At 61.2% G+C, this 17671-nt stretch carries 15 protein-coding genes; 8 read left to right on the top strand and 7 right to left on the bottom strand.

Annotation, left to right across the window (positions count from 1 at the left end):
• The first annotated feature begins 115 nt into the window (after positions 1-115).
• The 8 genes from AB4N47_RS14350 to cobA all read left to right on the top strand — a co-directional run bounded on the left by AB4N47_RS14350 (position 116) and on the right by cobA (position 11810).
• A complete protein-coding gene (locus AB4N47_RS14350) occupies positions 116-1327 on the top strand; it encodes a CmpA/NrtA family ABC transporter substrate-binding protein (RefSeq protein WP_341637999.1) in 1212 nt (403 codons plus the stop codon).
• Positions 1328-1342: 15 nt separating this feature from the next.
• Positions 1343-1918 (top strand): ANTAR domain-containing response regulator, encoded by a 576-nt coding sequence (locus tag AB4N47_RS14355; protein WP_460154261.1) that lies wholly within the window; start codon positions 1343-1345, stop codon positions 1916-1918.
• A gap of 329 nt (positions 1919-2247) precedes the next feature.
• Complete coding sequence (locus AB4N47_RS14360; protein ID WP_016773839.1) at positions 2248-3459, top strand: nitrate/nitrite transporter; 1212 nt, start codon at positions 2248-2250, stop codon at positions 3457-3459.
• A 7-nt stretch (positions 3460-3466) separates the two neighbouring features.
• Complete coding sequence (locus AB4N47_RS14365; protein WP_341638001.1) at positions 3467-5137, top strand: bifunctional protein-serine/threonine kinase/phosphatase; 1671 nt, start codon at positions 3467-3469, stop codon at positions 5135-5137.
• A gap of 419 nt (positions 5138-5556) precedes the next feature.
• A complete protein-coding gene (nirB, locus tag AB4N47_RS14370; protein ID WP_016773837.1) occupies positions 5557-8010 on the top strand; it encodes a nitrite reductase large subunit NirB in 2454 nt (817 codons plus the stop codon).
• Positions 8007-8324, top strand: a complete 318-nt coding sequence (nirD, locus tag AB4N47_RS14375; RefSeq protein ID WP_016773836.1) for a nitrite reductase small subunit NirD — start codon at positions 8007-8009, stop codon at positions 8322-8324. Before nirB ends, nirD begins: the two co-directional genes overlap by 4 nt.
• Complete coding sequence (locus AB4N47_RS14380; protein WP_341638002.1) at positions 8324-11035, top strand: nitrate reductase; 2712 nt, start codon at positions 8324-8326, stop codon at positions 11033-11035. Before nirD ends, AB4N47_RS14380 begins: the two co-directional genes overlap by 1 nt.
• 13 nt (positions 11036-11048) lie before the next feature.
• Positions 11049-11810: a uroporphyrinogen-III C-methyltransferase gene (cobA, locus tag AB4N47_RS14385; protein ID WP_341638003.1), complete on the top strand. Its 762-nt coding sequence runs from the start codon at positions 11049-11051 to the stop codon at positions 11808-11810.
• 102 nt (positions 11811-11912) lie between these two features.
• Here cobA and AB4N47_RS14390 read toward each other — a convergent pair whose 3' ends face one another.
• The 7 genes from AB4N47_RS14390 to AB4N47_RS14420 form a co-directional block, all read right to left on the bottom strand.
• Positions 11913-12947 carry an OmpA family protein gene (locus tag AB4N47_RS14390; protein ID WP_016773833.1) on the bottom strand — a complete coding sequence of 345 codons (1035 nt, stop codon included), beginning with the start codon at positions 12945-12947 and terminating at the stop codon, positions 11913-11915.
• Positions 12948-13054: 107 nt separating this feature from the next.
• Complete coding sequence (gene sigX / locus AB4N47_RS14395; RefSeq protein WP_016773832.1) at positions 13055-13645, bottom strand: RNA polymerase sigma factor SigX; 591 nt, start codon at positions 13643-13645, stop codon at positions 13055-13057.
• A 90-nt stretch (positions 13646-13735) separates the two neighbouring features.
• Complete coding sequence (locus tag AB4N47_RS14400) at positions 13736-14560, bottom strand: mechanosensitive ion channel family protein (protein ID WP_016773831.1); 825 nt, start codon at positions 14558-14560, stop codon at positions 13736-13738.
• Positions 14561-14562: 2 nt separating this feature from the next.
• Positions 14563-14811 (bottom strand): hypothetical protein, encoded by a 249-nt coding sequence (locus AB4N47_RS14405; RefSeq protein WP_003223293.1) that lies wholly within the window; start codon positions 14809-14811, stop codon positions 14563-14565.
• 63 nt (positions 14812-14874) lie between these two features.
• Positions 14875-15870 carry a zinc transporter ZntB gene (locus tag AB4N47_RS14410; protein WP_341638004.1) on the bottom strand — a complete coding sequence of 332 codons (996 nt, stop codon included), beginning with the start codon at positions 15868-15870 and terminating at the stop codon, positions 14875-14877.
• A 21-nt stretch (positions 15871-15891) separates the two neighbouring features.
• Positions 15892-16383, bottom strand: a complete 492-nt coding sequence (gene rraA, locus AB4N47_RS14415) for a ribonuclease E activity regulator RraA (protein WP_016773829.1) — start codon at positions 16381-16383, stop codon at positions 15892-15894.
• Positions 16384-16593: 210 nt separating this feature from the next.
• Positions 16594-17583 carry an alpha/beta fold hydrolase gene (locus tag AB4N47_RS14420; RefSeq protein WP_160769590.1) on the bottom strand — a complete coding sequence of 330 codons (990 nt, stop codon included), beginning with the start codon at positions 17581-17583 and terminating at the stop codon, positions 16594-16596.
• Positions 17584-17671: the final 88 nt, after the last annotated feature.

The following is a 17671-nucleotide window of genomic DNA, read 5'->3' on the forward strand; positions in this document are numbered from 1 at the left end:
CACCACCCCGCTCATCAGTCTGCCGACCAATGACGGCGCGCAGGCCAGGACAATGGCGTCGTCCCCGGGTTTTGCCTGCGCAGAATCCGGGACGACGTTTTTTTTGAGGTAGCGTATGAACGAAACGTCCTTGGGGCCTCTGGCCTGGGTCAATGGCAGCGATGCGCCGGAAAAGAGCGCGATCAATCTCGGCTTCATGGCGCTGAGCGACTGCGCCTCGGTGGTGGTCGCCGCCACCCAGGGCTTCGCCCAGCCCTACGGCCTGACCCTGAACCTCAAGCGTCAGGCGTCATGGGCCAACTTGCGCGACAAACTGGTCAGCGGCGAACTGGATGCCGCGCACAGTCTGTACGGACTGATTTATGCGGTGCACCTGGGCATCGGCGGCGTCGCCCCCACCGACATGGCGGTGCTGATGGGCCTGAACCAGAATGGCCAGAGCCTGAACCTGTCCCATGGTTTGCAACAGGCTGGCGTGAACAGTCCTGAAGCGCTCGATCGGCACGTGCACCAAAGCCGCGCAAAACTGACCTTCGCCCAGACCTTCCCCACCGGCACCCATGCGATGTGGCTTTATTACTGGCTGGCGAGCCAGGGCATTCATCCGTTGCAGGACGTCGACAGCGTGGTCGTGCCGCCGCCGCAAATGGTTGCGCACCTGCAAGCCGGGCGCATCGACGGCTTTTGCGTCGGCGAACCGTGGGCGGCCAGCGCCGTGCAGCAGGATCTCGGTTTCACCCTGGCGACCAGCCAAAGCATCTGGCCCGACCACCCGGAAAAAGTCCTCGGCTGCACCCGCGAATTCGTCGAGCAATACCCCAACACCGCGCGGGCGCTGGTCATGGCCATCCTTGAGGCCAGCCGCTTCATCGAAGAAAGCACGGAAAACCGCCGCAGCACCGCGCAATTGCTCAGCGCCGCCGAATACCTCGACACCCCCGCCGCGTGCATCGAGCCGCGTTTTATGGGTGACTACGCCGATGGCCTCGGTAATCGCTGGCAGGATCCGCATGCGCTGCGTTTTCATGGCGATGGCGAGGTCAATCTGCCATACCTTTCCGACGGCATGTGGTTCATGACCCAGTTCCGTCGCTGGGGTCTGTTGCGCGAGGACCCGGATTATCTGGCAGTCGCCCGCCAGGTTCAGCGCCTGGATCTGTACCGCGAGGCAGCGAGCGCTGTTGGCGTCGCGACTTCCTGCGCAGACCTGCGCAGCAGCCAGTTGCTCGACGGCAAGGTCTGGGACGGCAGCGATCCGGCGGGCTATGCGCGCAGTTTCAAACTGCACGCGCTGAACGACGATGCCCCCCTTCTCGCCCGCCGCTGACAGGAGACCGCGAACATGTTGCGCATTCTGCTGATCAACGACACCGCGAAAAAAGTCGGACGCCTGAAAGCGGCGCTGACCGAGGCCGGCTTCGAGGTAATCGACGAGTCCGGCCTGACCATCGACCTGCCGGCGCGCGTCGAAACGGTGCGCCCGGACGTAATCCTGATCGATACCGAGTCACCGAGCCGCGATGTCATGGAGCAAGTGGTACTGGTCAGCCGCGACCAGCCCCGGCCGATCGTAATGTTTACCGACGAACATGACCCGGGGGTGATGCGTCAGGCGATCAAGTCCGGGGTCAGTGCCTATATCGTCGAAGGCATTCACGCAAAACGGTTGCAGCCGATTCTCGACGTGGCGATGGCGCGCTTCGAGAGTGACCAGGCCCTGCGCGCGCAATTGCAGGCCCGTGACCAGCAACTGGCCGAGCGCAAGCGCATCGAACTGGCCAAGGGTTTGCTGATGAAGATGAAGGACTGCAACGAGGAAGAGGCCTATACGCTGATGCGCCGCCAGGCCATGAGCCGCCAGCAGAAGCTGATTCAAGTGGCGGAGCAGATCATTGCCATGAGCGAGTTGCTGGGCTGAGATTTTGTGTTGTCAGTGCGGGCCTTTTCGCGAGCAGGCTCGCTCCCACAGGTGGCATACATTCCAATGTGGGAGCGAGCCTGCTCGCGAATGGCCGCACCTCGGTCACGAACTGTTGGCACAAATCTCGCTAAGTAAACCGCACAGGTAACCAACGGCGGTTGCCCCACCTACGACAAAGACGTCGCTCACCCCGTTCGCCCCTCGGCGAATCAGGTAGCGGCGTTTTTGCGTTTTGGCCCCATAGAGCGGGGCCGGTGGTGCGGCCGTGAGGCGCTCCACCTGCTGTGCATGACTCCTTTCGAGACTCTTTTCAGCCGAGGTGCGCGATGAATTCAAGCTTCTGGAAATCCGGCCATACCCCGACCCTGTTCGCGGCTTTCCTGTATTTCGACCTGAGCTTCATGGTCTGGTACCTGCTCGGCCCGCTGGCGGTGCAGATTGCCGCCGACCTACACCTGACCACCCAGCAGCGCGGCCTCGTCGTCGCCACGCCGATTCTCGCCGGCGCGGTGTTGCGCTTCGCCATGGGCATGCTCGCCGATCGCTTGTCGCCCAAGACCGCCGGACTGATCGGCCAGGTCATCGTCATCTGCGCGCTGTTCGGCGCCTGGAAACTCGGCATCCACAGTTATGAACAGGCGCTGATCCTCGGCCTGTTCCTCGGCATGGCCGGCGCCTCGTTCGCCGTAGCCCTGCCGCTGGCCTCGCAGTGGTACCCGCCAGAGCATCAGGGCAAAGCCATGGGCATCGCCGGCGCGGGCAACTCCGGCACCGTGTTCGCCGCGCTGCTGGCGCCAGTGATTGCCGCCGCGTTCGGCTGGAGCAATGTCTTCGGTTTCGCCCTGATCCCGCTGGTTTTGACTTTAGTGCTGTTCGCCCTGCTGGCAAAAAACGCGCCGCAGCGGCCAAAACCGAAAGCCATGGCCGACTACTTCAAGGCCCTCGGTGATCGCGACAGTTGGTGGTTCATGTTTTTCTACAGCGTCACCTTCGGCGGCTTCATCGGCCTGGCCAGCGCCCTGCCCGGTTACTTCAACGATCAATACGGTCTGAGCCCGGTAACCGCCGGTTACTACACCGCTGCCTGCGTGTTCGGCGGCAGCCTGATGCGGCCATTGGGTGGCGCGCTGGCCGATCGCTTCGGCGGCATCCGCACCTTGCTGGCGATGTACACCGTCGCTGCGATCTGCATCGCAGCGGTGGGCTTCAATCTGCCAAGTTCCTACGCGGCGCTGGCGCTTTTCGTCTGCACCATGCTCGGCTTGGGTGCGGGCAACGGCGCGGTTTTCCAATTGGTGCCGCAGCGTTTTCGTCTGGAAATCGGCGTGATGACCGGGCTTATCGGCATGGCCGGCGGTATCGGCGGCTTCGCCCTCGCGGCCGGCATGGGCGCGATCAAGCAAAGCACCGGCAGTTATCAACTGGCGCTGTGGTTGTTCGCCAGCCTCGGTGTGCTGGCGTGGTTTGGCCTGCACGGCGTCAAGCGTCGCTGGAGAACCACCTGGGGTTCGGCGGCGGTGACGGCGGCGCGGGTCTGAGGCCTCAATGGCTCTGCAACTGAGCTTCGCCGAAGCCAGCGCCACCGGCCCGCGCGCGGAGAATCAGGACGCCCTGCGCTCGGTGACACCGGCGCCGGCACTGGCGGTGAGCAAGGGTTATCTGTTCGCCATCGCCGACGGCGTCAGCCAATGCGCCGATGGCGGCCTCGCCGCGCGTTCGACCTTGCAGGCGCTGGCGCTGGACTACTACGCGACGCCGGAAACCTGGAGCGTGGCCCAGGCGCTGGATCGCCTGCTGCTCGCGCAAAATCGCTGGCTGCAGGCCAACGGCGGCGGGCAACCGTTGCTGACCACAGTCAGCGCGCTGGTGATGCGCGGTCGACGCTTCACCCTCGCCCACGTCGGCGATTGCCGGGTCTATCGCTGGCACGCCGAGCGCTTGCAGCGCATCAGCGAGGATCACGTCTGGGAGCAACCGGGCATGCAACACGTGCTCAAGCGTGCGCTCGGGCTCGATCAGCATCTGGTCCTGGATTTCCTCGACGGCGAACTGCGTGAGGGCGAAAGCTTCGTGCTGCTCAGCGACGGCGTCTGGTCGACCTTGGGCGATACCGCGATCGCGGCAATTCTGCGCGATCAAGCGGATCTGCCCAGCGCGGCGCAAACCTTGGTCAACGCCGCGCATCTGGCCGGCAGTCAGGACAACGCCAGTGCCCTGCTGGTGCGCGTCGATGCGCTGGGCGAAGCGAGCATTGGCGATGCGCTGGTGCAATTGCAGCAATGGCCACTGCCGCCAACGCTGAAACCCGGGCAAGCGTTTGAAGGCTGGCAGGTGCAAGGCATCATCGGCCAGAGCCAGCAATCATTGCTGTATCGCGTGCTCGATAGCCAGGGCCAGCCTTGGCTGCTGAAGACCTTGCCGACGCGGCTGGCCGACCATCCGCAAGCCGGTCAGGCGCTGCTGTCGGAAGAATGGTTCCTCAAGCGCGTGGCCGGCCGGCATTTTCCGCAAATCCATGCCTGCACTCAGCGTCAGCATTTGTATTACGTCATGCGCGAATACGCCGGGACGACGCTGGCCGACGTGTTTCAACACAGCGGCCCGTTGCCTTTGGCGCAGTGGCAGGACATCGCCGAGCGGCTGTTGCGCGCGGTCGGGTTGCTGCATCGACGGCAGATTCTGCACCGCGACATCAAACCGGAAAACCTGCTGCTGGGGGATGACGGCGAACTGCGCCTGCTGGATTTCGGCCTGGCTTATTGCCCGGGACTGTCCGAGGACGCGCCGTCGACCCTGCCAGGAACGCCTAGTTTCATCGCCCCAGAAGCGTTTCGCGGCGAACCACCGAGTGCACAACAGGATTTGTATTCTGTCGGTGTCACTCTCTATTACCTGCTCACCGGGCATTTTCCCTATGGCGAAATCGAAGCGTTCCAGCGGCCCCGATTCGGCGTGCCGGTGAATGCCAGTCGCTATCGCCCGGACCTGCCGGACTGGCTGGCGCAAAGTCTGGAACGCGGCGTCGCCGCCGATCCGCAGCAACGCTTCGAAACCGCTGAAGAGTGGCTGCTGGTGCTGGAACAGGGTGAGCGGCAAAGTTTGAGTGTGCGGCCCCGGCCTTTGTTGGAACGGGAGCCGTTGAAGGTCTGGCGGACGATGGCGTTGGTGGCGTTGCTGGGGAATGTAGTGCTGCTGGTTTTGTTGTTTCATGGCTGATATTGAGTTGCGCCATTCGCGAGCAGGCTCGCTCCCACAGGGGATTGGTGTCGTTCGCGGAAACCTTGTGGGAGCGAGCCTGCTCGCGAAGGCATTCGGCGTCACACCGCATAACCCCAAGAATTAACGCGCCACGAACGAGCAACACGCCTCGATTCGGTGCAAAAAAACCTTTTCTCACAACCCGAATCCCCAATAAATCCGCGTCCATCCAAGTTGGCACAACCACTGCATTACCCTTCTCACCATACATAAAGCCCATCCTTCAACGACGAAGGCTGCGCTTCCCGAGAGAACGGGACCAGGACAAAGGCGTCCTCGCTAGGCAACTAGCGGGACGCCTTTTTTTGTTTGCGCAAAATTTGTCGAGCAAGGCCCGACGGCCCACCAGAGGCCAGCCGCAGCTCCCGGAGAACCTGATGAAAAAACTCAAACTGGTGATGATCGGCAATGGCATGGCCGGGGTGCGTACCCTGGAAGAACTGCTCAAGCTGAGCGACGAGCTCTACGACATCACCGTCTTCGGCGCCGAACCGCACACCAACTACAACCGCATCCTGCTGTCGCCGGTGCTGGCCGGCGAGCAGACGTTCGAAGAGATCGTCCTCAACGACCTCGACTGGTACCTGGAAAACAACATCAAGTTGCTGCTCAACCGCAAAGTGGTGGAGATCGACCGGGTCAAACGCCGAGTGATTGCCGAGGACGGCACCGAAGCCGAGTACGATCGCCTGCTGATCGCCACCGGCTCGACCCCGTTCATCCTGCCAATCCCCGGCAACACTTTGCAGGGCGTGATCGGTTACCGCGACATCGCCGACACCCAGGCCATGATCGACACGGCCAGGACCCACAAGCACGCCGTGGTCATCGGCGGCGGTCTGCTCGGCCTCGAAGCGGCCAACGGCCTGATGCTGCGCGGCATGCACGTGACCGTGGTGCACCTCGGCGAATGGCTGCTGGAGCGGCAACTGGACAAGACCAGCGGCCAGCTTCTGCAATCGGCGCTGGAATCCCGTGGCCTGCATTTTCGCCTGTGCGAACAGACCCAAGCCTTGCACGATGCCGGCAATGGCCGGGTCGGTTCGGTGCAGTTCAAGAACGGCGACATCATTCCTGCCGATCTGGTGGTGATGGCCGCCGGCATCCGCCCCAACACCGAACTGGCAGAAAAGGCAGGAATTCCGTGCAATCGCGGGATTCTGGTCAACGACACCCTGCAAACCTACGACCCGCGCATCTACGCAATCGGCGAATGCGCCAGTCATCGCGGCATCGCCTACGGCCTCGTTGCGCCGCTGTTCGAACAAGCCAAGGTCTGCGCCAATCACCTCGCGCAACTGGGTTTCGCTCGCTATCAGGGTTCAGTGACTTCGACCAAATTGAAAGTCACCGGCATCGACCTGTTCTCCGCCGGCGACTTCATGGGCGGCGAAGGCACCGAGACCATCACCCTCTCCGACCCGATCGGCGGCGTGTACAAAAAACTGGTGATCAAGGATGACGTGCTGGTCGGCGCCTGTCTGTACGGCGATACGGCAGATGGCGGTTGGTATTTCCGGCAGATTCGTGAGAATCACGCCATAGGCGAGATCCGCGATCACCTCATGTTCGGCGAAAACGCTTTAGGCGACGTAGGACATCAGGGCCAGGACAAAGCCATGGTCATGGCCGACAGCGCCGAAGTCTGCGGCTGCAACGGTGTGTGCAAGGGCACCATCGTCAAGGCGATTCAGGAACACGGCCTGTTCAGCGTCGATGAAGTGAAGAAACACACCAAGGCTGCCAGCTCCTGCGGTTCCTGCGCCGGCCTTGTTGAACAGATCCTGATCAATACGGTGGGTGGCGCGGCCGACGTCAAACCGAAAAGCGAAAAAGCCATCTGCGGTTGCAGCGATCTCAACCACGGGCAGATTCGTCAGGCGATCCGCCAGGAACACCTGCTGACCATCGCCGAGACCATGAGTTACCTGAACTGGCGCACGCCCAATGGCTGCGCGACCTGTCGCCCGGCGCTCAACTACTACCTGATTTCCACTTGGCCGGGCGAGGCCAAGGACGACCCGCAATCGCGTCTGATCAACGAACGCGCCCACGCCAACATCCAGAAGGACGGCACCTATTCGGTGGTGCCGCGCATGTGGGGCGGCGTGACCAACCCATCGGAACTGCGGCGGATCGCCGATGTGGCCGACAAGTACAACGTGCCGATGGTCAAGGTCACCGGCGGTCAGCGCATCGACTTGCTGGGGATCAAGAAACAGGATCTGCCCGGCGTCTGGAAAGACCTCGACATGCCGTCCGGCCACGCCTACGGCAAATCCATCCGCACCGTGAAAACCTGCGTCGGCAGCGAGTTCTGCCGCTTCGGCACGCAGAACTCGACGCAACTGGGCATCGAACTCGAGCACGACCTGTTCAACATGTGGTCGCCGCACAAAGTGAAGCTGGCGGTGTCCGGTTGCCCACGCAACTGCTCGGAAGCGGGCATCAAGGACGTAGGAATTATCGGCGTCGACTCCGGCTGGGAGATGTACATCGGTGGCAACGGCGGGATCAAGACCGAAGTCGCCGAGTTCTTCGTCAAACTGAAAACTGCCGAGGAAGTCCGCGAATACAACGGCGCATTCCTGCAGCTCTACCGCGAGGAAGCCTTCTACCTCGAACGCACCGTGCATTACCTGCAACGGGTCGGCATGGAGCACATCAAGAAGAACGTGCTCGAAGACGCCGAGCGGCGCAAGGCCCTGAATGAGCGCCTGCAATTCTCCCTGTCGTTCGAACAGGACCCATGGAAAGAACGCCTGGCGCAGCCGCAACTGAAGAAAGAATTCGACGTGATCCCCGTGAAAAACCTGGAGGTGCCGGCATGAACTGGCTCGACATCTGTGCGCTGGAAGAGATCAACGCCCTCGGTTCGCGGATCATTGCCGGACCGAAAGGTGACATCGCGATTTTTCGTACAAGCGACGACGAGGTGTTCGCCCTCGATGACCGCTGCCCGCACAAGGGCGGGCCGCTGTCGCAAGGCCTGATCTATGGCAAGCGCGTGGCCTGCCCGCTGCACAACTGGCAGATCGACCTCGAAACCGGCGAAGCCCAGGCGCCGGACATCGGCTGTGCCCATCACCATCCGGCCCGGGTCGAGAACGGCCGGGTGCAACTGGCCCTGCGGGACGCCATCTGATGAACCGCCAGACGACCGCCTCGACCTGCTGTTACTGCGGGGTCGGCTGCGGCGTACTGATCGAGCATGACGGCGAGCGCATCCTCGGCGTCAGCGGCGATCCGGCGCACCCGGCCAACTTCGGCAAACTGTGCAGCAAAGGCTCGACGCTGCACCTGACCGGCGACCTCGCCGCCCGCGCCTTGTACCCGGAACTGCGCCTGGGCAAAGGCCTGGCGCGCAGCCGTACTGACTGGGATACCGCCCTCGACCACGCGGCCAACGTGTTTGCCGAAACCATCGCCGAACACGGCCCGGACAGCGTGGCGTTCTACATCTCCGGGCAGTTGCTCACCGAGGACTACTACGCCTTCAACAAACTGGCGCGGGCGCTGGTGGGCACCAACAACATCGACAGCAATTCGCGGCTGTGCATGTCCTCGGCGGTGGTCGGCTACAAACGCAGCCTCGGCGCCGACGCGCCGCCGTGCAGTTACGAAGACCTGGAGCTCAGCGACTGCGTGATGATCGTCGGCAGTAACATGGCCTACGCCCATCCGGTACTTTTCCGTCGGCTGGAGGAAGCCAAATCCCGTCGCCCGCAGATGAAAGTCATCGTTATCGACCCACGTCGCACCGACACCTGCGATTTGGCTGACCTGCATCTGGCGATTCTTCCGGGTACCGATGTCGCCTTGTTCCATGGGATTTTGCATCTGCTGCTGTGGGAAGACTGGGTCGATCGCGATTTCATCAAGGCGCACACCGAAGGCCTCGCCGAACTCAAAACCCTGGTGCGCGATTACACCCCGCAGATGGTTTCGCAACTGTGCGGCATCAGCATCGAGCAACTGCAGCAATGCGCAGAATGGGTCGGCACTGCGCCGAGCTTCCTGTCGCTGTGGTGCATGGGCCTGAATCAGTCCACCGCCGGCAGCGCAAAGAACAGCGCGCTGATCAATCTGCACCTGGCCACCGGACAAATTGGCCGCCCCGGTGCAGGACCTTTCTCACTTACCGGTCAGCCGAACGCCATGGGCGGGCGGGAAACCGGCAGTCTGTCCAATCTGCTACCGGGCCATCGCGATGCCGCCAACCCAGAGCATCGCGCCGAGGTGGCGGCGTATTGGGGCGTGGAGAGCTTGCCCGAGGCGCCGGGCCTGAGCGCCATCGAACTGTTCGAAAACCTGCGCAGCGGCAAAATCAAAGCACTGTGGATTGCCTGTACCAATCCGGCGCAATCGATGCCTGATCAGAGCGCAGTCCGCGCAGCGCTTGAGGCCTGCCCTTTTGTGGTATTGCAGGAAGCCTTTCGCACCACCGAAACCGCTGCATTTGCCGACCTGCTGTTGCCGGCCGCCAGTTGGGGCGAGAAGGAAGGCTCGGTGACCAACTCCGAGCGGCGCATATCCCACGTGCGCAAAGCGGTTGTCGCACCAGGCGAAGCGCGGCCGGACTGGGCCATCACGGTGGATTTCGCACAGCGTCTGGAGAAACGTCTGCGCCCCAGGCAGCCAAGCCTGTTCGCTTTCGATCAACCTTCGCAGTTGTTTGATGAATTCAAAGCGCTGACCCGTGGCCGGGACCTGGATCTGTCCGGGATCAGTCATGCCTTGATCGACGAGATCGGTCCGCAGCAATGGCCCTTCCCTGCCGGCGCCCGCCAAGGCACGCCACGCTTGTACGGCGACGGCATTTTTCCTACAGCCAATGGTCGCGCGCAGTTCATTGCTGATCCGTACCGCGCCGCCAAGGAACAACGCGACGCGCGCTTCCCGCTGACTTTGATCACCGGTCGCCTGCGTGACCAGTGGCACGGCATGAGCCGCACCGGCACCGCCGCGCAATTGTTCGGCCACGTCAGCGAAGCCGTGCTGAACCTGCATCCTGACGAAATGCGTCGGCACCGCTTGCAGCCCGGCGATCTGGTCAGTTTGAAAAGCCGCCGTGGCGCGGTGATTGTTGCGGTCGGCAGCGACGACAGCGTGCGTCCGGGCCAAGCGTTCCTGCCGATGCATTGGGGCGATCGCTATCTCAAGGGCGGCGTCAACACGCTGACCTTGCCAGCATTTGACCCACTGTCCAAGCAACCGGAACTCAAGCACAGCGGCGTGCGTCTGGAGGCAGTCAATCTGCCTTGGCAACTGTTCGCCTTGATCGAGGGTGATGTTCAACGGCATTTCGAGACACTACGACCGCTGTGCGAGGCGTTTTCCTACGTCAGCCTCAGCCTTGTCGGGCGTGAGCGGCCAGCGTTGCTGATACGCGCTGCACACGGCCAGGCGCCGGATCCACAGCTGCTGGGTGAGATCGACCAGTGCCTGTCACTGCTGGATGGCCCGGTTCTGGCCTACGACGACCCGCGCCGCGCCATCGGCAAGCGGGTGCGCATCGAAAACGGCCGAATCACCGCAATTCGCCTGGCCGGCGAAACCCTGGCGCAACATTGGCTGCAAAGCCTGTGGCTGGAGGGCCGCGCCGACCAACAACTGCGGCGCTGGCTGCTCGCGCCGATGAGCGCGCCGCCGGGCGCTGTCGGCGCCATTGCGAGCGACAAGACCTTGTGCAACTGCGAAAACGTCAGCCTCAACGCAGTCTGCGCCGGCATTCGCCAGGGCCTGGATCTGCAAGGCCTGAAAAACAATCTCCGATGCGGTACGCAATGCGGTTCCTGCGTGCCGGAAATCAAGCGTCTGCTGGCTGCCGAAGCGCGGCCGGTCGCGGTCATTTAACGAGGACAACACCATGAATGCGAAAGTCTGGCTGGTGGGCGCAGGCCCTGGAGATCCGGAGTTGCTGACGCTCAAAGCGGTGCGCGCATTGCGCGAGGCCGATGTGGTGATGATCGATGATCTGGTCAACGACGCGGTGCTGGAGCACTGCCCGGCTGCGCGGGTGATCCCGGTGGGCAAACGCGGCGGCTGCCGTTCGACCCCGCAGGCATTTATCCATCGGCTGATGCTGCGTTATGCCCGCCAGGGCAAATGCGTGGTGCGCCTGAAAGGCGGCGATCCGTGCATTTTCGGCCGCGGTGGCGAAGAAGCGCAGTGGTTGCGCGAGCGTGGCGTTGAAGTGGAACTGGTCAATGGCATCACCGCTGGGCTGGCCGGGGCGACCCAGTGCGATATTCCGCTGACGTTGCGGGGCGTGGCGCGCGGAGTAACGTTGGTGACTGCGCACACCCAGGATGACAGCCAGTTGAACTGGCAGGCGCTGGCGAAAGGCGGGACGACGCTGGTGGTTTACATGGGCGTGGCCAAGCTGGGCGAGATTCGTGATCAGCTGCTGGCCGGAGGGATGGCGGCGGATACGCCGGTGGCGATGATCGAAAACGCCTCTTTGGCGCATCAGCGTGAGTGTCGCAGTGATCTGAGTGCGATGGCTGAGGATGCCTCGGCGTTTGAATTGAAGAGCCCGGCGATTCTGGTGATTGGTGCGGTGGCTGCTGTCGTGGAAGAGCAAAAGATCGCAGCCTTCGGCAGCTCCTACAGGACACATATGATCTGAATGTAGGAGCTGCCGCAGGCTGCGATCTTTCAAGATCCAAAGCCAAATCGCAGACAAAGAAAAGCCCGGCCTGAGCCGGGCTTTTCCATCAGCGGCAGCTAATTACTTAGCTTGAGCTTCAACCTGCGCTTCTACGCGACGGTTTACAGCGCGGCCAGCGTCAGTTTTGTTGTCAGCAACTGGGCGGGATTCGCCGTAGCCAACAGACTGAACGCGGGACGATTCAACACCGTACTGGTTGGTCAGAACTTGCTTAACGGCGTTTGCACGACGCTCGGACAGTTTCTGGTTGTAAGCGTCAGGACCGACGGAGTCAGTGTGACCTTCAACAGTAGTGGTGGTGGATGGGTACTGCTTCATGAAGTCAGCCAGGTTCTTGATGTCGCCGTAGCTGTTTGGCTTGACTACCGACTTGTCGAAGTCGAATTTCACGTCCAGCTCAACACGAACAACTTCAGCAACTGCTGGGCAGCCATCAGCGTCAACGGTTACGTTGGCTGGGGTGTCCGGGCACTTGTCAACGTTGTCGCAAACGCCATCGTTGTCGCTGTCGGAGCAGACTTCAGCAGGTGCTGGAACTGGAGCAGCAGCTGGCTTGGAGCCGCCACCGAAGTTCACACCGATACCGACGCTAGGAGCCCACTCGGTGTCGCCCTGGTCGATGTTGTACTGAGCTTCAACGCCGGCACGGGCGTAGAAGTTCTCGGTGAAGTACAGCTTGGCACCGCCGCCAACGTTGGCGAAGGTGGAACGGTTACGACCGTTCGAACCGTTCTGGTCGATGCTCTGGTCAGAGAAACCGGCCGAAACGTATGGACGAATCATGTCGCCTGGGTTGTTGAAGTGGTACAGAGCGTCCAGAGCGGTGTTAGCGCCTTTGACGTTCTTGCCATCGTCGGCACGTACGTTGTGCACTTCGTCGTAGCCCAGACGCAGTTCAACGTCGTCGGTCAGGAAGTAACCGATCGAACCGCCGAACAGGTTGCCGTTGTTCTTGAAGTTACGAGCGCTGTCGAATTGTTCTTTCTTAGCGAAGCCTTCGATTTCAACTGCGCCTTGGCCTTGTGCCAGAGCGCCGAACGAAGTGGCGGCAATCAGAGAACCAATGGCCAAGCCCAAGGTGTTTTTCAGTTTCATCCGTTAAATCCCCATCTGGTGATTGTGAAGCAGTCCCGCAAACCGGGGGACAACTCGGCGGCAAGTCTATCAGAACTTGCCTACACGTAAGAGATATTTGCGCTGAACTAAGTTTCAGCAATGCCTGCAAATTTCTCACGCAATTTATCTAGAGCGCGTTTGTAACGCATTTTTGTCGCACTCAAACCCATGTGCATGATGTCTGCGATCTCCTGAAACTCCAGCTCTGCGACAAATCGTAGCACCAGAATTTCGCGGTCAATCGGATTCACATACACCAGCCAGCGATCAAGCCCACCCTTCTCCTCCGGCTTCGGCGCCTTTTCTTCAGACGCTTCTTCAAGAGGGTCCAGACTGAGAGCGTCCATCAAGCGACGCTTACGCCGTTCCTTCCGATACTGCGTGATGCATTCGTTGTAAGTGATGCTGTAAAGCCAGGTTTTGAACTTCGATTTCCCCTCGAAGTTCTTCAGGCCGTACAGCACCTTCAGCATCACTTCCTGACAGACATCGTCTGCGTCGCGATCGTTCCCAAGATATCTCGCGCAGACGTTAAATAATGTTCGCTGGTAACGCCGCATCAACTCTTCGTAGGCGCGCGTTACGTGAAACAGCTCGGTATGCGAGCGCGCGACCAACTCCTCATCAGAGAGCTCGCGGGGGTCGTAGCGCGTGGATAGCGGTTGGGCTTTATTCAAAACAAGTCGTGCCGACAGTCAGGTCAATGTCCGCCACAACCAGCCTCGGCTGGCATTTTGCGGCGGCATACATTAGCAGGGTTTGCCGGTTTAGCGGCTACTCACATGCTGTTCCAGCAGGATCCGATTGGAGAGAGAGACTAGCTCACCCTCATCGGTCAGCAATGTGGTTTTAACCGTGCCGATCTCTTCGATCTGGCCTTCGACCTCGCCAACACGCACTTGTTGCCCAACCTCGTACAGCTCACGCACATAGATTCCCGCAAGAATCTGACCGGCAATTTCCCGGCTTCCCAAACCCATGGCCAGCGCAACTGCCAGACCAACGGTAATCAATACGATAACAATCACATGGTTCAGCAGGTCGGTCTTGACCTCGAGCTGGCTGATCGCCACGGAGATGCTGATGATGATCACCAGCCCCTGCGCGATCCGCCCCAACCCCGAAGCGTAGTCCAGCCCTACGCCTTCTGCTGCGCCGCGCACCAGCCCGTTGGCCAGTTGCGCCAGCAGGACACCGACCAGCAGCACCAGCGCGGCGCCAAATACTTTCGGCAGATACAACGCCAGCATGTCCAGCGTAGCTGAAACTCGCTCGAGGCCAAGGGATTCTGCCGCAGAAACCAGAAAAATCAGCAGAACGAACCAGTAGACGATTTTACCGATCAGCGTCGAGATCGGCACCTGCAGCCCGGCACGCGACATCAGCTTGGTCAGCCCGGTGCCGCCCATCAGGCGATCGAGGCCCAGTTTGGCGAGCAATTTGGAAAGCAAGGTGTCGAGCAGCTTGGCCACGACGAAACCCAGCAGCAGCACAACCAGTGCGCCGAACAGGTTCGGAATGAAGTTAGCGACTTTGGTCCACAACGCAGTCATTGCAGTGACGAGGCTCTGAGTCCAGAGATCAAGTTCCATATTCAATCAGCCTTATCAGCAGTGCGAGCAGTGGTTTTACGAAGACGGGAAACCGGCGAGACATGCGCCGAGCCATTGTTCAGGGCGATCATCAGCGCGGGCAGCCAGCGGCCCAGCAGGCTGAACAGATCACCGGCGCCGACCTGGCGGTTGGCGGTTTTGAGTACGCGGCCCAGGCACGCATCGTCGTCGCGGCTGGACGGCGAAGCGTTGAGCATGTCGCGCAAAGACTGTTCAAACGGATCGTGCATACGCACCTCTCGTGATGTCTGTGAAAGACGCGGGCAGATTTACTCGGGTCACATGCGCCATGTTCACACCCAGCGCAATCGACGGAACAACCACCACTGGCCGAACGCCAGGGCGAGCACCGTCAGGCAGGCGATCAGGAAGCCATACGGGCTTTCGGCGAACGGAATACCGCCGACATTGATGCCGAGCAGACCGGTGATGAAACTCATCGGCAAAAAGATGCAGGTAATGATGCCGAAGCGATACATGGTGCGGTTCATGTGCACGCTCAAACGCCGGTCTTCGGCCTCCAGCACAAGCCCTACGCGCTCTCGGGTCAATTCGAGCTCTTCCAGATAACGGGTCAGGCTGTTGTTCAATTCGTTCCAGTAGTCGGCGTCGTCTTCGACGAACCACGGCAGTTTGATCCGCGTCAGCTGTCCGAAAATATCCCGCTGTGGGGCGAGAAAACGCTTCAGCCCAGCGGCTCTGCGGCGGATGTGCAAAATGGCCCCATGCTCCGGGGTATACCGTTCGTCGGCGTCGAGTTTTTCTTCCTCTTCATCCACCACTTCCGACAGGCACGTGACCAGATCCTGCACTTTATTGGTGAGGAACTGCGCCAGATACAGCATCAATTCCGAGGAAGTTTTCGGCCCTTTGCCCTCGCCAAGCAGCGTCATCAGCTCATCCGTGGCGCGCAACGGACGCAAGCGCAGGGAAATCACTCGCTGCGCAGAGGCGAAAATCCGCACCGAGACCATGTCTTCCGGCTCGGCGCCCGGGTTGAGATTGACCCCGCGCAGAAACAGCAACAGCTCGGAGTCGGGCAATGGCAACAGACGCGGGCGGGTATTTTCTTCCAGCAACAGATCGCAGGTGAATTCATTGAGCCCGCTGGATTTGCGCAGCCAGGTACGGGTCTGCGGATGGCTGCGATCCCAGTGCAGCCAGAGGCTTTCATGGGCCTGCAGCTGCAAATCGTCGAGCTCAGTCCGGGCTATCGAACGCGCACCGCCCTTGCCGTCCAGCACCAGGGCATGCACCAGCCCCCATTGCGCGTTTTCTTCCTCGAACATCCGCATCCCTTGTCGAAAAGCTTATTCAGGCATTTTCAGCGGGCTCGGCGATACGATCACGCCGTTGTTGTCCGCATAAATGTACTGGCCTGGGTGGAACGTCACGCCGGCGAAAGTCACCGGGACGTTGAGGTCGCCAATGCCGCGCTTGTCGGTTTTCATCGGATGGCTGGCCAGCGCCTGCACGCCGAGATCGGTCTGGGCGATGACGTCGACGTCACGGATGCAACCGTAGATCACCAGCCCTTCCCAACCGTTCTGCGCGGCCTTGGCGGCGATCATGTCGCCCAGCAGAGCGCGGCGCAGCGAACCGCCGCCATCAACCACCAGCACTTTGCCTTTGCCGTTGAGTTCGGCCTGCTCCTTGACCAGCGAATTGTCTTCGAAGCACTTGATGGTCACGATTTCGCCGCCGAAGGAATCCCGGCCGCCGAAATTGCTGAACATCGGTTCCAGCACCTGCACCAGCTCCGGGTAGGCGTCGCACAGGTCAGGCGTAAGGTAATGTTCCATCGAAAAACTCCTGTAACAAGGAAGACGATCAAGGATGCCGCATTATGATGAGACGAGTTCCGGCGGTCGCTGTTTACCTTAGTCCATGCCATGGTCGCTGAGCGAACCTGAACCGCGGCTGAAACGTTATCGCTAAACAGTCACGAAATATGACTGGAACCGCACAATGCGTCATATCTTAGCCGCAAGCCAGGCTGAACGGAACGCCCCTCACACCGCAGCGGCCAGATCCGTCGCCTGCGCCAGCAATGGCGTCTGCTGATCGTTCAACCAGCGCGCCACCAGCGGCCATACCTCCGCCTGCGCTGCTTTGCTCACCAACATTTCGACATGACCGAAATTATCCGAGAAGCCCTGCTCGCGGCCCAGGTTGATGAACTGCTTGTGCTCGGAGCCGATCTGCTCGAACAGCTTGCGGCAGGCCCACGCCGGATCCTGATGATCGCCCGCTGCCGTCACCGCCAGCACCGGCACCTGCACCTCGGCAAGTCCGGCCCACCAGTCCTTGTCCTTGTCGCCGAAGCGGCCGAACAAGCCGTACCAGCGCATGCTTTCGATGGCAAGGCCGATCGGTTCGTCTTCCGGACCGCGTTTGAGGCGTGAGCCGGACAACTGCGCGAACCGCTTGAGAATAAAGCGCCCGCCCCACTCCACCGGTGGAATCTTCAGCGGCCAATAGGTACGGCTGACCTGGGTGCCGAAAAACGCCGCCGAGGCCACGGCCGGTTCGCCGAGATATTCGCCACCGAGCGCCGCCGCCAGGGTGATGCCGCCGAGCGAATGGCCGATCCAGTGCGGGATCTGTCCGCTCTGCTCACGCACGAACGCGGCAATCGCCGGCAGATCGTAACGGGCATAATCGGCCACGCGGTTGCGCCGATAGTCTTCGTTGCGCTGGGACAGGCCGTGACCGCGCATTTCCGGAATCCACACGTCGAAGCCCAGCCGCGTCAGATACGCGCCGAGCCCGAGGCCTTTGGGGGAAAACCAGAAGCGCCGATTGGAAAAGCTGCCGTGCAACAGAATCACCGGCACGCCGCGTGGCGCCGTGTCATCGGCCATGCCCAGGCGGGTGACGGCGATCTCCACGGACCAGTCCGGGCTGTTGCCGGGTTTCAATCGATAGACGTCTTCGCTCAGATCGCCGCGCCGCTCGGCGCTGATCAGCGCGACAGGAAACAGGTTGCTGCTGCTTTGCATAATGCTCTTGCACAAAAAAGGGCGGCATCCGCTGGAGCCCGCCCTACTTCAATCTCAAGGCCCGCTCCCACATGGGGCGCGGGCCAAT

Source organism: Pseudomonas sp. S3_G06, assembly GCF_054667565.1.

What these genes read in the sequence shown, in the direction of transcription:
- AB4N47_RS14350 (WP_341637999.1), top strand. Translation starts at nt 116, where the DNA reads ATGAACGAAACGTCCTTGGGGCCTCTGGCCTGGGTCAATGGCAGCGAT.
- AB4N47_RS14355 (WP_460154261.1), top strand. Translation starts at nt 1,343, where the DNA reads ATGTTGCGCATTCTGCTGATCAACGACACCGCGAAAAAAGTCGGACGC.
- AB4N47_RS14360 (WP_016773839.1), top strand. Translation starts at nt 2,248, where the DNA reads ATGAATTCAAGCTTCTGGAAATCCGGCCATACCCCGACCCTGTTCGCG.
- AB4N47_RS14365 (WP_341638001.1), top strand. Translation starts at nt 3,467, where the DNA reads ATGGCTCTGCAACTGAGCTTCGCCGAAGCCAGCGCCACCGGCCCGCGC.
- nirB (WP_016773837.1), top strand. Translation starts at nt 5,557, where the DNA reads ATGAAAAAACTCAAACTGGTGATGATCGGCAATGGCATGGCCGGGGTG.
- nirD (WP_016773836.1), top strand. Translation starts at nt 8,007, where the DNA reads ATGAACTGGCTCGACATCTGTGCGCTGGAAGAGATCAACGCCCTCGGT.
- AB4N47_RS14380 (WP_341638002.1), top strand. Translation starts at nt 8,324, where the DNA reads ATGAACCGCCAGACGACCGCCTCGACCTGCTGTTACTGCGGGGTCGGC.
- cobA (WP_341638003.1), top strand. Translation starts at nt 11,049, where the DNA reads ATGAATGCGAAAGTCTGGCTGGTGGGCGCAGGCCCTGGAGATCCGGAG.
- AB4N47_RS14390 (WP_016773833.1), bottom strand. Translation starts at nt 12,947, where the DNA reads ATGAAACTGAAAAACACCTTGGGCTTGGCCATTGGTTCTCTGATTGCC.
- AB4N47_RS14400 (WP_016773831.1), bottom strand. Translation starts at nt 14,560, where the DNA reads ATGGAACTTGATCTCTGGACTCAGAGCCTCGTCACTGCAATGACTGCG.
- AB4N47_RS14405 (WP_003223293.1), bottom strand. Translation starts at nt 14,811, where the DNA reads ATGCACGATCCGTTTGAACAGTCTTTGCGCGACATGCTCAACGCTTCG.
- AB4N47_RS14410 (WP_341638004.1), bottom strand. Translation starts at nt 15,870, where the DNA reads ATGTTCGAGGAAGAAAACGCGCAATGGGGGCTGGTGCATGCCCTGGTG.
- rraA (WP_016773829.1), bottom strand. Translation starts at nt 16,383, where the DNA reads ATGGAACATTACCTTACGCCTGACCTGTGCGACGCCTACCCGGAGCTG.
- AB4N47_RS14420 (WP_160769590.1), bottom strand. Translation starts at nt 17,583, where the DNA reads ATGCAAAGCAGCAGCAACCTGTTTCCTGTCGCGCTGATCAGCGCCGAG.